We start from the raw sequence: 14393 nt of genomic DNA, 5'->3' as shown, positions 1-14393 counted from the left end.
GTTCGGCGGGGGCGACATGAGCGAACGGCGGTTCAATCCGGGGGCTGTTGATGGCCGCTGGCAGGCCAGGTGGGAGGCGGAGAACACCTTCACCGCCGACAGCGGGTCGCCCAAGCCCAAATCCTATGTGCTGGAGATGTTCCCCTATCCATCGGGGCGCATCCACATGGGCCATGTGCGCAATTACACCATGGGTGACGTGCTGGCCCGCTACAAGCGGATGCGGGGGCACGAGGTGCTGCACCCGATGGGCTGGGACGCGTTCGGCATGCCCGCTGAAAATGCCGCGATGGAAAAGGGCGTGCATCCCGGCGGCTGGACGCGCGACAACATCGCCCACATGAAAGCTCAGCTCAAGCGCATCGGCTTTGCGCTCGACTGGACCCGCGAGTTCGCGACCTGCGACCCCGAATACTATGGCCATGAACAGGCGCTGTTTCTCGACCTGCACAATGCGGGGCTGGTTTACCGGCGGGAAGCGGAGGTCAATTGGGATCCGGTGGACCAGACCGTGCTTGCCAATGAACAGGTGATCGACGGCAAAGGCTGGCGCAGCGGCGCGCCAGTGGAAAAGCGCAAGCTGAACCAGTGGTTCCTGAAGATCACCGACTTCGCCGATGACCTGCTGGAAGGGCTGGAAAGTCTGGACAGATGGCCGGACAAGGTCCGCCTGATGCAGGAAAACTGGATTGGTCGGTCGCGGGGGCTGGAATTCAGCTTTTCTCTTTCCGACGGCACGAGGCTGCCGGTTTACTCGACCCGCCCGGATACGATCTTCGGCGCCAGCTTCGTCGCGGTTGCCGCCGATCACCCGGTCGCGCAGGCGGTCGCGCAACGCAACGCGGCGGCGCAAGGCTTCATTGCCGAATGCAAGCGCGGCGGTACCACCGCGGCCGAAGTCGAAACAGCCGAAAAGCTGGGCTTCGACACAGGGCTGACCGCGCGGCACCCGTTCACCGACACGCAGTTGCCGGTCTTCATCGCCAATTTCGTACTGATGGATTACGGCACCGGCGCCGTCATGGGCGTGCCGGGGCATGACAGCCGGGATTTCGAATTCGCGACCAAGTACGGCCTGCCGATCCCGCGCGTCGTCGGGCGTAGCACGGCCGACGCGGATGCGCCGCTGGCCGAGGCTGACACCGATGACGGCCTGATCGTCAACTCCGGCTTCCTTGACGGCATGAGCGTGGATGAAGCCAAGGCCGAGGTCATCCGCCGCGCCGAGGCAGGCGGCTGGGGGCAGGGCAGGACCGTCTGGCGCCTGCGCGACTGGGGTGTGTCGCGTCAGCGTTATTGGGGGACGCCGATCCCCTTCATCCATTGTGCCGCATGCGGCGTGGTCGCCGTACCCAGGGATCAGCTGCCGGTTGTCCTGCCCGAAGATGTCAGCTTCGACGCACCGGGCAATCCGCTGGAACGCCACCCGACCTGGGCGCAGGTCGGCTGTCCGCAGTGCAGCGGTCCGGCACGGCGGGAAACCGACACTCTCGACACATTTGTCGATTCCTCGTGGTATTTCCTGCGCTTCGCCAGCCAGCCGGCGGACAAGCCGTTCGATGCCGCGGAAGTCGCGCAGTGGCTGCCGGTGGAGCAGTATATCGGCGGCGTCGAGCACGCGATTCTCCACCTTCTCTACGCCCGCTTCTGGACGCGGGCGCTGCAGCGGGCGGGAAGGCTGGAGGTCGCGGAACCGTTTGCCTCCCTGTTCACGCAGGGGATGGTGACCCACGAAACCTATCAACTGGGCGACGGCAGCTGGCTGTCGCCCGATCAGGTGCGCCGCGACGGGGCCGATTGGGTCAGGATCAGTGACGGTCTGCCAGTGACGGCCGGCCGCGTGGTCAAGATGTCCAAATCGAAGAAGAACGTCGTCGATCCGGATGCGATCGTCGATCGTTACGGCGCGGACGCGGTGCGCTGGTTCATGCTGTCCGATTCGCCGCCCGAACGTGACCTGCCCTGGTCGGATGCGGGCATCGAGGGGTGCTGGCGCTTTGTGCAGCGTGCTTGGCGGCTGTTCGGCCAGTACGACGCCGTCGCCACGGGCGAGGACAAGGCACTGCTGCGCAAGGCGCATCAGGCGACTGCCGCTGTCGCGCAGGATATCGAGGCGCTCGGCTTCAACAAGGCGGTGGCCCGGCTCTATGATCTGGCGAACGCGATCGAAAAGGCTGCTCCATCCGCCAGCCGCAGCGAGGCGATCAGAACGCTGCTGCTGCTGCTAAGCCCCATGATGCCCCATCTGGCGGAAGAGGCGTGGGCGGAACTGGGCGAGAACGGCCTGATCGCCGATGCGCCTTGGCCCAGCGTAGATCCTGCCTTGCTGGCGGAAGACGAGGTGACTGTCGCGGTGCAAGTCAAGGGCAAGCTGCGCGACACGCTCACCGTGGCCAAGGGCGCGGATACGGCGCACCTTCAGGAACTGGCGCTGGCGAGTGAAAAGGTGCAGCGGTCCATCGACGGCGCCGCTATTCGCAAGATCATCGTTGTGCCGGACCGACTGGTGAACATCGTGGTATGAGGAAGACGGCGCTCCTGGTCGCCGCAGCGCTCGTCCTTCCGGGCTGCGGGCTACAGCCGCTTTATGGCGGCGGCGGGAGCGGCTATGTCGCGTCCAGCCTGGCGCAGGTCGATGTTGCGCCAATCCCGGGCCGGGCCGGGTGGCTGATGCGGGCAGCGCTGAGGGATCGGTTGAACGCGGCTGGGACGGGCGCAGCTGCTCGCTACCGCCTGGATGTCCGGCTGGACGATCAGCTGGAATCGCTCGGTATCCTCAGCGACGACACAATCAGCCGGGAAAGGCGGATCCTGCGCGCCCGTTACCAGCTGGTCGATATCGCGACAGGAGAGATCCTGCTGGATGCGACCACCGGATCGGACGCGGGGATCGATGTCGTGTCCAGCGACTATGCCACGATCGTGGCCGAGCAGCGGGCGCTGGAAAACCTGGCGGAAGAGGTTGCCGAGCGTATGGTGACGCAGCTTGCCCTGACGCTTCGCCAGCAGCCATGAAGCTGACCCAGCGGGAGTTTCCGGCCCGCGCGGCTCAGCTGGCGCGGGAAGCCGCCGTGTTCTTCTTCTGCGGTCCGGACGAAGCGGGCGCTCTCGCCGCGGCGGGCTCGCTGGTGGGTCATCTGCCCGATGCGGGTGAACGAATCGACCTGTCGGGCGCGGACCTCAGGAACGATCCGGCCCGGCTTGGGGACGAAGCGCGGTCCCGATCGCTGTTCGGCGGCGCGCGGCACATTCTGGCGCGGGTGCAGGGCGATGATGCGCTGGAAGCGATCAAGATCCTGATTGAAACCGGCGATGCGGGCGCGGGCGCCGCCTGTCCCGTTCTCGTCCATGCCAGCGGAGCGACCGACAAGGCGCGCACTGCCAAGCTGCTGGAGGGGCGGCCGGACGCGGCGGTGGTCATGTTCTGGCCGCCCGATCTGCGCACGATGACGCAGACGGTGCGCCAGCTTGGCGATGCCGCCGGGGTTCGCCTGGGGAGTGAGTTGGCGGAGCAGATCGCGCGTGCCTGTTCGCTTGACGTGCGGCTGGCGCAATCCGAGGTCGAGAAGCTGGCGCTGTATCTCGATGCATCCGCGCAAAGTCCTCGCACGGCCAGCGCCGACGACCTGCGCAGCATCGGCGCCGCTGTAGAGGAGGAAGGGTTTCTACCTCTGGTCAACGCCGTGCTGTCGGGCGATCTGGCGAAGCTGCCGGGGGAGATGGACCGCCTGCGAGCACTGCAACTGAACCCTGTCGGTGTGTGTCTCGCGTTCGAGCGGCGAGTCGCGCAATTGTTCCAGCTGGCTGGCCGCATCGGACCGCATGGCAATGTGGCGCAGATGCTGGAGGCCGAGCAGAAGGCCCGGCGCATCTTCTGGCGCGACCGGCCCGATCTCGAAATCCAGCTCCGACGCTGGCAGGGCACGGACCTCCTTCGCCTGATTGAACGGATCGCGCTTCTTCACCGCGCCCTGATGCGCGACAACCGGGCAGCCGACGTGCTGCTGGCGCAGGAGTTGACGATGATTGCCAAGGCTGCCTGTCGCCGGCGTCAGCCTGTGCCAGGCTGACAAGGCAGCTGGGGGAGAGGTCAGTTCTGCGGGACGGTGAACGACCCGGTGACCCGACCCGGTCCCGCCGAAGTCCCCGGGCCTCCCGCGCTTCCGTCAACTGTCGCCACTCCGCTGCGCAGATCGATGACCAGCCGCCCGCCACGCAGGTTGTCCGTCCCGCGCGCGACCCGCACATCGCCGGACATGGTGATCAGTCGCCGGTCGAAATCGTAAACCGCTACCTGGCCGCGCACGGTTTCATTGTTGCGGGTCACGGTCACGCCCCCGGTGGCGGTGAGGCGGTCGATCTGCAGTCCGCCCGTATCCGTGTAGTTGATAAGGGCCCGTTCCGCCCTGAGGGTAAGTGCTGCCTGACGAATCACGACGCCTCCGGTCAGAACGACGCGGTTCTCCCGATCCTGCAACTGGATGCGGTCGGCAGCGAAGTCGACTGGGGCGTTGGTGTCCTGCCCCGCAAATGCCTGCGCATTCACCCCGTAAGCCGCAGCCACAGCAAGCGTGCCGGCAAAGCCGAGGGCGAACGAGCGAAACGACAGCGCCGACAGCGACCGGGTAGCTAGTGACAGGGCAGATAAACTCATCATGGCATCCTCAATTCGCCGGGCACCAGGCGTCCGCGCGCATTGCCTTCAAGAGTGATCGTGCGCGCCGACAGGCTGGCTTCCAGCCGGTCGGCGCGAAACGTTCCGGCGGGCACAACCGCACTGACGCCGCCGGAGCCGGTCAGTTCCTTCTGCCGCAGATCGACGCCGACGCCGCGCACCAGCATCCGGTAGCCGTCGGCGGCGGTGAACAGCACCGGGCTGGTCGCCTGCACTTGCTGGCGCGCCGGATCGTAGATGCCGCCCTGTGCGGTCAGCCGTGCCGGCCCTTCCGTCAGGAGGATCTGCGCGGACAGGTTGTTCAGATACACCAGCCCCTCCGCTGCGGAACGCTGGACCGCCTGACCCGCAGTGAGAGAGAACGGTTTGCCTTCCACATCCTGCCCACGATACAACGCGCTCTGGACGGCGACACGGTTGTTCACCGTCTCCACCTCGTTGCGGTCGAGCAGAAAGCTGACCTCGCCGCGTGGGCCAAGCGGAACAACGACGATCAGCGCGGCGACGATGCCGATCCCCATCGGCAGGATAACCGCGAGCAGGCGCACCAGGCGGTCGTGCGAACCCCCGGGGGCGGCGAACCGCTGTCGCCGGCTGCGCAGCGCCTTGGCTTCGGCTGTCTCGATGCGTTTTGCTGCCATGCTGTGGTGCCGGTTACGTCGCTCCCGCTTACTCGTGACTGAAGATGTCGTGGTCTGGCCAGCCAAGCACATCGAGCCGCGCGCGCGTGGGCAGGAAGTCGAAGCACGCCTGCGCGATTTCGCGCCGCCCTTCGCGCTCCAGTCGTTGCTCGAACACGTCGCGAAGGCGGTGGAGGTAGCGCACGTCGCTCGCGGCATAATCGCGCTGCGCCTCAGACAATTCGGCACCGCCCCAGTCGCTGCTTTGCTGCGCCTTGGAAATGTCGCCGCCGAGCAGTTCGGTGACGAGGTTCTTGAGGCCATGCCGGTCGGTATAGGTGCGCGTCAGCTTGCTGGCGATCTTGGTGCAGAACACCGGCGCCGCGGTGACGCCGAGGTAGTATTCGATGGCAGCCAGATCGAAGCGGGCGAAATGGAACAGCTTCAGCCGCGCCGGATCACCCAGCACAGCCTTGAGATTGGGGGCGGCATAGTCGCTGCCGGGGGCAAACCGGACCAGATGTTCGTCGCCCCCGCCATCGCTCAGCTGGACGACGCACAGCCGGTCGCGCCGGGTGACGAGACCCATTGTTTCGGTGTCAACCGCAATGGGACCATCCGCCAGGACGCCAGCGGGAAGGTCTTCTTCGTGGAAATGCACTGCCATATCCCACGTCCCTAGGCGGGTTGCGGGATGAGGGGAAGGGGCGCTAGCGCCTGACGCCATGATCGACGAGACGGTGCCGGAAAGCTGGCGGAACGTGCTGGAGCCGGTGCTGACCTCCACCGATGGGCGACGTCTTGCGCAATGGCTGCACGAGGAAGAGGCGAAGGGCGAAGTCATCTATCCGCCACCAGGCACGCGGCTGCGCGCGCTGGAACTGACCGCGCTGGAGCAGGTCAAGGTGGTGATCCTTGGTCAGGACCCTTATCATGGAGCCGGACAGGCGACGGGGCTTGCGTTTTCGGTCCCGCCGGGCGTGCGCCTGCCCCCTTCGCTGCGCAACATCTTCAAGGAACTGCACACCGACCTGGGTTTGCCCATGCCAGCATCAGGGGACCTGACGCCGTGGGCACAGCAGGGTGTCCTGCTGCTTAACACAGTTCTGACGGTGGCGGAGGCAAGGGCGGGTAGCCACGCAGGCATAGGCTGGGAGGCGGTGACGCACGCTTGTCTCCAGGCGGTGGCAGCGCGCCAGCTGCCCAGCGTTTTTGTCCTTTGGGGCGCGCATGCGCAGGCCAGGGCCAGCGGATTACCCGCCCTCACCACCGGCCGCCACCTGGTCATCCGCAGCGCCCATCCCAGCCCCTTGTCCGCCAGCCGCGGCTTCTTCGGCAGCCGCCCGTTCAGCCGCGCCAATCTGTTCCTGAAGTCGAACGGCCGCGCCGAGGTCGACTGGCGCCTGACCTGAACAGTTGCGCGCCCGAGGACGTTGGAGGGCGCGCAGTAGACCCCGGCTGTTAACCATAAATTCCGGGACATTTTCACCGCGTAAGCAGTAACCGCAAGTAATCTGGGCCAAATTGTGCCGCTTCGGTACAACCTTTCGAAAGATGGCTTTTCCGATGCTGCGGCCTATTGGTTTACGACCCGTTTACGATTAGAGACTGCATCAGGAAGAGACATCAGGCGAACGCGTGATTCGCCATCCTCTCTTCAGTCCGGGGTCGCAAAGCTCGGCGCATTCATCAGGGCGTGCGCTTGTCAAGTAATGTGCATGGGAGTTCAACATATGCGACGTTCTTTACTGGCTGCGGCAGCGGCCCTCGCGTTCACCGGATTGGCAGGAACGGCGAATGCCGCCATCGTTCTGGTCAATACCCAGCCAGGCTCCGTTCCCTACAACGGTCCGGCACCTACTTTCGACTTTGACGTGAACACGCCGCCGGTCACCGGAGGCCTGATCAAGACCGGCTCGAGCAGCAATGGGGCGCAGCCGCCCGCCAGCACCGGCTTCTACTACACGGTCGGCCCGAGCACTGGTACGGTTGGGACAGTCGACATTTCCAGCTTCACCGCGCCAATCGGTCAGATCTCGCTGATCTGGGGGTCGGTTGACACCTACAACACGCTCGAGTTTCTAGACTCGGTTGGCAACGTCCTGGCCCAGTTCACCGGCTCGCAGATCATTGCCAGCAATTTCGGCAACCAGGTACTGCCCGGCAGCAACCCGATCGTCTATTTCAGCGTTGACGGATCGGACAGCTTCAACCTTGCCGGACTGCGGCTGACCTCGACCTCCGAAGCGTTCGAAATCGACAACATCGCCCTTCAGGCCGCCGTGCCCGAACCGGCTACCTGGGCGCTGATGCTCCTGGGCTTCGGCTTCGTCGGGGCGTCCCTACGGTCGCGCAAGAACCGCGACACTGTGCGGGTTCGTTACTCCATCTGAGGCAACGAACTCCGTTTGTAAGGAAAATTGGGGCCGGTCGGCGTTCTGCCGACCGGCCTTTCTTTTGTTTTCGAACACCTGTGCTGATCCCGCAGGTTCAGCAAAGCCAATCTTAAGCAAGCTTCCACACGCTTCCGTCATGCGCGATAGCTATACGCCATGCGGTGTTCCACCAGAGCCTCACGCGCGATGCAGCAACCGTCTCCTTCAGCGACATAGCCGGGGCGTTCAGCTACGCGCTTGACCTTACCGAAGGGCAGCCGCCCGGTCACTCCATTCGCTGTTGCTACATCGCTGGCCGCGTCGCTGAACGGATGGGGGTGACGGGCGCTCGACTGGGTCACGTCCACTATACCGCTCTGCTGAAGGATCTGGGCTGTTCTTCCAATGCCGCGCGTATCGCGGAACTGTACCTGGCGGACGATCGCGCTTTCAAACAGCGCTGGAAAACGGTGCCTGCGCGCCTGCCTTCCACCCTGCGCTTCGTCTTTCGGGAGACGGGCCGCGCCGCAACGCTGGGGCGGCGGATCGGCGCGGTGGCCCATATCCTGCGCCACGGCGACGCCGTTGCCCAGGAAATGATCGTGGCGCGCTGCACCCGCGGCTCAGCCATTGCCCGCACCCTGCGCCGGGACGAGGAGGTCGCCCACGGTATCTACCATCTCGATGAACACTGGAACGGTTCCGGGCGGCCTGACGGTCTGACGGGCGAGGCTGTTCCGCTGGAAAGCAGGCTGGCTCTGCTCGCGCAGGTTGCTGACGTCTTCCATCAGGCCGGAGGGCGCGACGCGGCGGCCGCCGAGGTGGAGAGACGGGCAGGCCAATGGCTCGACCCCGCGGCGGCTGCGGTGTTCGCAACCCTTGCGCGGGAGGTTGGGTTCTGGCGCGATCTCGAATCGCCCCTCATCGATGCACTCGTCGCGGCCCGCGCCCCAGCCGAAGAGCAGGTGGTGGACGAGGATTGCCTCGACGCGATTACCGCCGCGTTCGGACAGGTTATCGACGCGAAAAGCCCATACACCGCCGGCCACTCCGTTCGCGTCGCCGACTACGCTGAGGGCATCGGCCAGCGGCTCGACCTCACCGCCGCTCGCCTGCGGCAGCTGCGGCGCGCGGCGGCGTTGCACGATATCGGCAAGCTGGGCGTCTCCAGCGCGGTGCTGGAAAAGCCCGGCAGTCTGGATGAGGCCGAATGGGTGCAGATGCGCGAGCACGCCGCCCATACGGCGCGCATTCTGGGACGGGTAGGCGTGCTGGGCGATCTGGCCGACCTGGCCGCAGCGCATCACGAGAAGCTGGACGGAACCGGGTACCCCCTGGGCCTCGATGATCGGACCATCCGGCGGGAGACGCGGATCATCACCGTGTGCGATTTCTACGACGCGCTGACCGCCGATCGGCCCTATCGCGCGGCTCTGCCGGTCGAACAGGCGCTAGCGATCATGGCGGGCGAGATCGGCCGCGCGGTCGATGCCGACTGCTTCGCCGCGCTGCGCGCGCATGTCCAGACTGCTTGACCGCAAACCGCACAGCAACCGGGCAGATCGCTCCTCGACACACGTCAGGCAGGCTGTTCGCAAGCGGGGTCGGTGCAGCGCGATCGCGGCCGTTCTAGCATTTGCCTCCGCCGCCCCCATAAGGCATGGGGGTCGGCACAAGAGAGGCAAGCAGAGGACGCCATGACACCGCAGGAAATCAGCGAAAAGACAGGCCAGCACATCGGCACCAGTGAATGGGCCGAGATGAGTCAGGAGCGGATCAACCAGTTCGCTGAGGCGACGGGCGATCATCAGTTCATCCATGTGAACGAGGAAGCGGCCAAGATGACGCCGTTCGGCGGCACCATTGCCCACGGCTTCCTCACCCTGTCGATGATCCCTTACCTGTCGGACAATTCGGACCTGCCAAGGCCGACCGGCGTCAAGATGGGCATCAATTATGGCGGCAACAAAACCCGCTTCATCTCTCCCGTGCGTTCGGGCAAGCGCATCCGCGGTCACTGGAAGCTACTGGAGATGGTGGAAAAGCGTCCCGGCCAGTGGCAGCAGACCTGCGAAATCACCATCGAGATCGAGGGCGAGGAAAAGCCCGCCCTGATCTGCGAATGGATCACCATGTTGTTTGTTTGACGGAGACAAGAAACCATGACCCGCGACGCAGTTATCGTATCCACCGCCCGCACCGCCATTGGCCGCGCCTATAAGGGCGCCTTCAATGCCACTCCCGGCGCCACGCTGGGCGCCCATTCGCTGAGGCCCGCCATTGAACGCGCCGGCATTGAACCGGGTGAGTTGCAGGATGTCCTCTGGGGCGCTGCTCTCCAGCAAGGAGCGCAGGCGGGCAATCTGGGGCGGCAGGTCGCACTCAGGGCCGGGGCACCCGTCACCGTCAGCGGCATGACGATCGACCGGCAGTGTTCCAGCGGGCTGATGACCATTGCTACGGCCGCCAAGCAGATCATCGTCGACCGCATGGACGTGGTCGCGGCAGGTGGCCAGGAATCCATCAGCCTGGTGCAGACCAAGGACATGCGGGTTATGCCCGACCCTGAGTTGCTGGCGATGCATAGCGCCATCTATATGCCCATGCTCCAGACCGCGGAGACAGTGGCGCAGCGGTACGGCATCACGCGTGAGCAGCAGGACGAATATGCCCTGCAATCGCAGCAACGCGTCGCGCAGGCGCAGGCCGATGGCCGCTTCGACCAGGAAATCGTGCCCGTCACCACCACCATGAAGGTGCAGAACAAGGAGACAGGCGAGATTTCCGACCGAGAAGTGACGATCGCCAAGGATGAAGGCAATCGTCCTGAAACGACACTGGAAGGCTTGTCGAGCCTCAAGCCCGTCATGGGAGAAGGCACCACGATCACGGCTGGCAATGCGTCGCAACTGTCCGACGGATCGAGCGCCTGTATCCTCATGGAAGCAACTGTGGCGGAGAAGCGCGGCCTTGAGCCGCTCGGCCGCTATGTCGGGATGGCGGTCGCGGGAACGGAGCCGGACGAGATGGGGATCGGCCCGGTTTTCGCGATCCCGGTGCTCCTGGACCGCTTTGGCCTGAAGGTCGATGATATCGGCCTGTGGGAGTTGAACGAGGCGTTTGCGGTGCAGGTCATCTATTGCCGCGACAAGCTGGGCATCGACAATGACCGGCTCAACGTGTCCGGCGGATCGATCTCCATCGGCCACCCGTATGGGATGACCGGCGCACGCTGCACCGGCCACGCCCTCATCGAAGGCAAGCGCCGGGGCGCCAAATATGTCGTCGTCACCATGTGTGTGGGTGGCGGCATGGGTGCGGCAGGGCTGTTCGAGGTGTTCTGATGCGCTGGCCGCGTCTCGACTACGCCGCCGACCGGCGGGTAGTCGAGACGCTCCATGCGTACCTGCAGGTGGTTGGCAAGCTGCCGACAAGAACGCTGCCGTGGCTTAACCACGGGTGGCATGTGGCGCTGCAGGTCGTTCCACGAGGGTTCCGCACCTATCCGGTCCCCGTTGGCGAGCATCAGGCGGAACTGCTGGTGGATTGCATGGGCAGCCGCGTCGTGCTGGAAAGCAGCAGCGGCTTTGCGGATGAGCTCACGCTATCAGGTCAGACCGTGGCCGATTTCCACCGGGCTCTTGGCGAATTGCTGCAGCGCGGCGGGGTCGAAGTCTCACTGGCGGGCGGGCCGAACGAGGTGGACCCCGCAGTGCCGTTCGCACAGGACCGGCGGGAACGGATTTGGGATGCCGGGACTGTTCGCCGTCTCCATGCGGCATTTTCGACAGCCAACAGGGTATTCGAACGGTTCCGCACGGGCTTCGTCGGCAAGTCCAGTCCGTCGCATCTGTTTTGGGGCAGTCTGGATCTTGCCGTGACCCGATTTTCCGGAAGGAAGGCGCCGCTTCATCCGGGCGGCATTCCCAACCTGCCCGATGCCGTAACGCGCGAGGCGTACAGCCACGAGGTCGCCAGCTTCGGCTTCTGGCTTGGCGGCGGCGGGATGGAGGAGGCTGCGTTCTATGCCTATGGCTATCCGGTGCCGACCGGTTTGCCGCACGCGCGCCTTCAGCCCGAGGCCGCCCGCTGGCACGACGGGTTGCGTGAATTCGTGCTCCCCTATGCTCGCGTGCGAGACGCTGTTGACCCCGACGCGACCTTGTTGCAATTCCTGGAGTCAAGCTATGCGGCCATAGCAGAGCTGGCTGGCTGGGACCGCCGAGCGCTGGAGGTGCCAACCGGTCGCGTGGGCGCACCGCGAGAATTGCCGTCAGAGCTGTGAGGACAAAGATCATGCAACGTTGGATGAGCGCGGCAACAGCGGCGCTGGTGGTCGCGTCCTGCGCTTCGGTGCCTTCTGCTCCTCAACCGCAAACGTCCCTGCAATACACTGACCTGACAGATGAATTCGCGGCCGCTTACGACCGGGGGGCCGGTCTTTCGGATACCGATCGGGCCGCTGCCATCCGTCACGAGATGGAGCCCATGCTTCCCGGCTTTTACGATCCTGCCCGGTTCGGTCAGGGTGCGGCGGAATACGAAGGACGCATGGCGAACTACATGGCTGAATACCCCGCGCGGCGCGATGCTACCGCCGCGGTGGCGCGACGCTTCGCCGCAATGTTCGACCCCGCCGTGGCCGACTTTGAGCGCCGTATCGGCCCGCTGCCGACCTATACGCCGGTACTCCTGGTGGTTTCGATGGGTGAATTCGACGGAGCCACCCGCGATCTGGGCGGGCGCAGTCATCTGCTGTTCGGCGCGGACATGATCGCGCAATATCACGGCGGCGAAGCCCGCGCGTTCGTGCAACATGAATTGTTCCACATCTATCATGGCGGGCGCTTCGCCGGATGCGCGGAAGTGTGGTGCGCGCTGTGGAGCGAAGGGCTGGCAACTTATGCCGCGCAGCAACTCAATCCCGGCGCGAGCGATGCCGAACTGCTGCTGACTATCCCAAACCCCATCCGGCCCGCCCTGGAAACCCACCGCGCAGAAGCGGTATGCGCGGTGCTGGCCCGGCTCAATTTTCGCGACCTGGCAGCCCGCAACGCGCTATTTTCCGGTGCTCGGCTGTCGTCCAACCTGCCGCCGCGCTTCGGCTATCTCGTCGGCCTTTGGGTCGCTGCCGATCTTGGCAGCACACGCAGCCTCAACGCTTTGGCTGAATGGAACGGGCCGGAACTACGCGCCGCCATCGAACGATCGCTCGGCAACATGGCGGACTGCACCTAGGCAGGCAGCATCACCGTTTTCAGGTTCATGAACTCGTGCAGACCATGCCGCGACAATTCGCGACCATGCCCCGACCGCTTGATCCCGCCGAACGGCGCGCGAACGTCGGAGGCGAGCACCTGGTTCACCGCCGTCATCCCAGCCTCGATTTCGCAGATGAAGCGGTCCTGCTCTCCGTTGTCCTGGGTCCACACCGACGAGCCGAGGCCGAAGGGAATAGCGTTAGCCAGTCGTATCGCGTCCGCGATGTCCGCTGCGCGGTACACTTGCGCGACCGGGCCGAAGATTTCTTCCCGCGCGGTTTCACTGTCCGGCGGCACGTCGGTCAGCACGCCCGCGGTGAGAAAGGCGCCTGGGCCTTCCGGCTGCTGCGGGACAAGCGCCACGCGCGCACCTTCCTGCTGCGCCCTGGCGACCTGTTCCAGCACGGTTTCGCGCTGCTCGAACGAGGAGAGCGGCCCCATATCGGTCGCCTCGTCGAATGGATCGCCCGCCCGCACCTGTGCCATCGCTTCCACGAAGCGCGCAAGGAAGTCGTCGTAGATCTCGGCATGAACGATCATCCGCTTGCCGCAGATGCACGATTGCCCGGTGTTCTGGATGCGCGCCTTGACCGCCGACTGCACTGCTTCATCAAGGTTGGCGGAGGGCATGACGATGAACGGGTCCGACCCGCCGAGTTCAAGCACGACCTTCTTGAGGTGCCTGCCCGCAGTCTCCGCCACCGCCGCGCCCGCCTCCTCGCTCCCGGTCAGAGTTACGGCGACCACGCGGCTGTCGGCGATGATCCGCGCCACCGGGCCTGATCGGATAGGCAGGTTCTGGAACAGGCCGTCAGGCGCGCCCGCCTCTTGCATCATATCCTCGATCAGCGCCGCGACGCCCGCAACGCTGCTGGCGTGTTTCAGAAGCCCCGTGTTGCCTGCCAGAACGGTCGGCGCGAGAAAGCGGACGACCTGCCAATACGGGAAGTTCCACGGCATGACGGCCAGCACCGGGCCAAGCGGCAGCCAGCGTCCTTCCGCCACCCGCCCGCCCTCCAGATCCCAGCGTTCGGGAACGAGAAGGGCCGGACCTTCTTCAGCGAGGTAGCGGAAGAGTGCGGTGCATTTTGCCACCTCAGCCTTGGCCGACGCGAACGTCTTGCCCATTTCGAGGGTAGCCTGCCGGGCAAGCCGATCGCTGTTCGCCTCGTACACTTCGGCCAGACGCGCCAGCAGCGCGGTACGTTCTTTCAGCGGCGACGAGCGCCACGAGGCGAAAGTATCCTGCGCGGCTGCCAGCGCGCCCTCGATCCCTGCCTCGCTCAGTTCCTCGTAGTCGGCGAGCTTCTCGCCAGTGGCGGGGTTGGTGGTGGTGATCATACCGGACTGCCCTCACGATGCTGTTGCAGCTTTCCCCAGCGGTGCCGGGCAACCCCGGCACTGTCAATCGGGGGTCTCGCCGGTCGCCAGCGAGTGGCCGCGTGCCGGCGCTGGGGCGACA

At 65.2% G+C, this 14393-nt stretch carries 14 protein-coding genes; 10 read left to right on the top strand and 4 right to left on the bottom strand.

The genetic code is table 11. The features are described from left to right. Nucleotides 1-16 precede the first annotated feature (16 nt). From leuS to holA, 3 genes are read left to right on the top strand one after another with little or no spacing between them, the layout of a single operon-like run. Nucleotides 17-2524, top strand: a complete 2508-nt coding sequence (gene leuS / locus LHJ54_RS02715) for a leucine--tRNA ligase (RefSeq protein WP_228242407.1) — start codon at nucleotides 17-19, stop codon at nucleotides 2522-2524. Next, nucleotides 2521-3015, top strand: a complete 495-nt coding sequence (gene lptE, locus LHJ54_RS02710) for an LPS assembly lipoprotein LptE (RefSeq protein WP_228242406.1) — start codon at nucleotides 2521-2523, stop codon at nucleotides 3013-3015. Before leuS ends, lptE begins: the two co-directional genes overlap by 4 nt. Further along, nucleotides 3012-4070 (top strand): DNA polymerase III subunit delta, encoded by a 1059-nt coding sequence (gene holA / locus LHJ54_RS02705; RefSeq protein WP_228242405.1) that lies wholly within the window; start codon nucleotides 3012-3014, stop codon nucleotides 4068-4070. Before lptE ends, holA begins: the two co-directional genes overlap by 4 nt. A 20-nt stretch (nucleotides 4071-4090) precedes the next feature. On the opposite strand, the gene LHJ54_RS02700 is transcribed toward holA, so the two are convergent. From LHJ54_RS02700 to LHJ54_RS02690, 3 genes are read right to left on the bottom strand one after another with little or no spacing between them, the layout of a single operon-like run. Then, a complete protein-coding gene (locus tag LHJ54_RS02700; RefSeq protein ID WP_228242404.1) occupies nucleotides 4091-4657 on the bottom strand; it encodes an LptA/OstA family protein in 567 nt (188 codons plus the stop codon). Continuing rightward, nucleotides 4654-5316: an LPS export ABC transporter periplasmic protein LptC gene (locus tag LHJ54_RS02695; protein WP_228242403.1), complete on the bottom strand. Its 663-nt coding sequence runs from the start codon at nucleotides 5314-5316 to the stop codon at nucleotides 4654-4656. The genes LHJ54_RS02700 and LHJ54_RS02695 overlap by 4 nt, the downstream gene beginning before the upstream one ends. A gap of 28 nt (nucleotides 5317-5344) precedes the next feature. Next, nucleotides 5345-5962 (bottom strand): ribonuclease D, encoded by a 618-nt coding sequence (locus LHJ54_RS02690; RefSeq protein WP_228242402.1) that lies wholly within the window; start codon nucleotides 5960-5962, stop codon nucleotides 5345-5347. A 58-nt stretch (nucleotides 5963-6020) separates the two neighbouring features. On the opposite strand from LHJ54_RS02690, the gene LHJ54_RS02685 reads away from it, so the two are divergent. The 7 genes from LHJ54_RS02685 to LHJ54_RS02655 all read left to right on the top strand — a co-directional run bounded on the left by LHJ54_RS02685 (nucleotide 6021) and on the right by LHJ54_RS02655 (nucleotide 12908). Further along, entirely contained in the window at nucleotides 6021-6707 is a 687-nt protein-coding gene (locus LHJ54_RS02685) for a uracil-DNA glycosylase (RefSeq protein ID WP_228242401.1), read from the top strand. A 321-nt stretch (nucleotides 6708-7028) separates the two neighbouring features. Further along, on the top strand, nucleotides 7029-7688 hold the full coding sequence (locus LHJ54_RS02680) for a PEPxxWA-CTERM sorting domain-containing protein (RefSeq protein WP_228242400.1): 660 nt from the start codon (nucleotides 7029-7031) through the stop codon (nucleotides 7686-7688). A 164-nt stretch (nucleotides 7689-7852) separates the two neighbouring features. Continuing rightward, complete coding sequence (locus tag LHJ54_RS02675) at nucleotides 7853-9205, top strand: HD-GYP domain-containing protein (RefSeq protein ID WP_228242399.1); 1353 nt, start codon at nucleotides 7853-7855, stop codon at nucleotides 9203-9205. Between the two features lie 162 nt (nucleotides 9206-9367). Continuing rightward, nucleotides 9368-9817: a MaoC family dehydratase gene (locus tag LHJ54_RS02670; protein ID WP_228242398.1), complete on the top strand. Its 450-nt coding sequence runs from the start codon at nucleotides 9368-9370 to the stop codon at nucleotides 9815-9817. Nucleotides 9818-9832: 15 nt separating this feature from the next. Beyond that, a complete protein-coding gene (locus LHJ54_RS02665) occupies nucleotides 9833-11014 on the top strand; it encodes an acetyl-CoA C-acyltransferase (protein ID WP_228242397.1) in 1182 nt (393 codons plus the stop codon). Continuing rightward, nucleotides 11014-11955, top strand: a complete 942-nt coding sequence (locus LHJ54_RS02660; RefSeq protein WP_228242396.1) for a DUF5996 family protein — start codon at nucleotides 11014-11016, stop codon at nucleotides 11953-11955. The genes LHJ54_RS02665 and LHJ54_RS02660 overlap by 1 nt, the downstream gene beginning before the upstream one ends. 11 nt (nucleotides 11956-11966) lie before the next feature. After that, nucleotides 11967-12908, top strand: coding sequence for a hypothetical protein (locus tag LHJ54_RS02655; protein ID WP_228242395.1), 942 nt, complete (start codon nucleotides 11967-11969; stop codon nucleotides 12906-12908). Here the strand turns inward: LHJ54_RS02655 and LHJ54_RS02650 are convergent. Further along, on the bottom strand, nucleotides 12905-14272 hold the full coding sequence (locus LHJ54_RS02650; protein WP_228242394.1) for an NAD-dependent succinate-semialdehyde dehydrogenase: 1368 nt from the start codon (nucleotides 14270-14272) through the stop codon (nucleotides 12905-12907). The two genes, LHJ54_RS02655 and LHJ54_RS02650, sit on opposite strands and share 4 nt — an antisense overlap. Nucleotides 14273-14393 lie beyond the last annotated feature (121 nt).

It is taken from the genome of Porphyrobacter sp. GA68 (genome assembly GCF_022605525.1).
GTDB lineage: Bacteria > Pseudomonadota > Alphaproteobacteria > Sphingomonadales > Sphingomonadaceae > Qipengyuania_B.
This window is presented reverse-complemented; position numbering and strand designations above follow the sequence as displayed.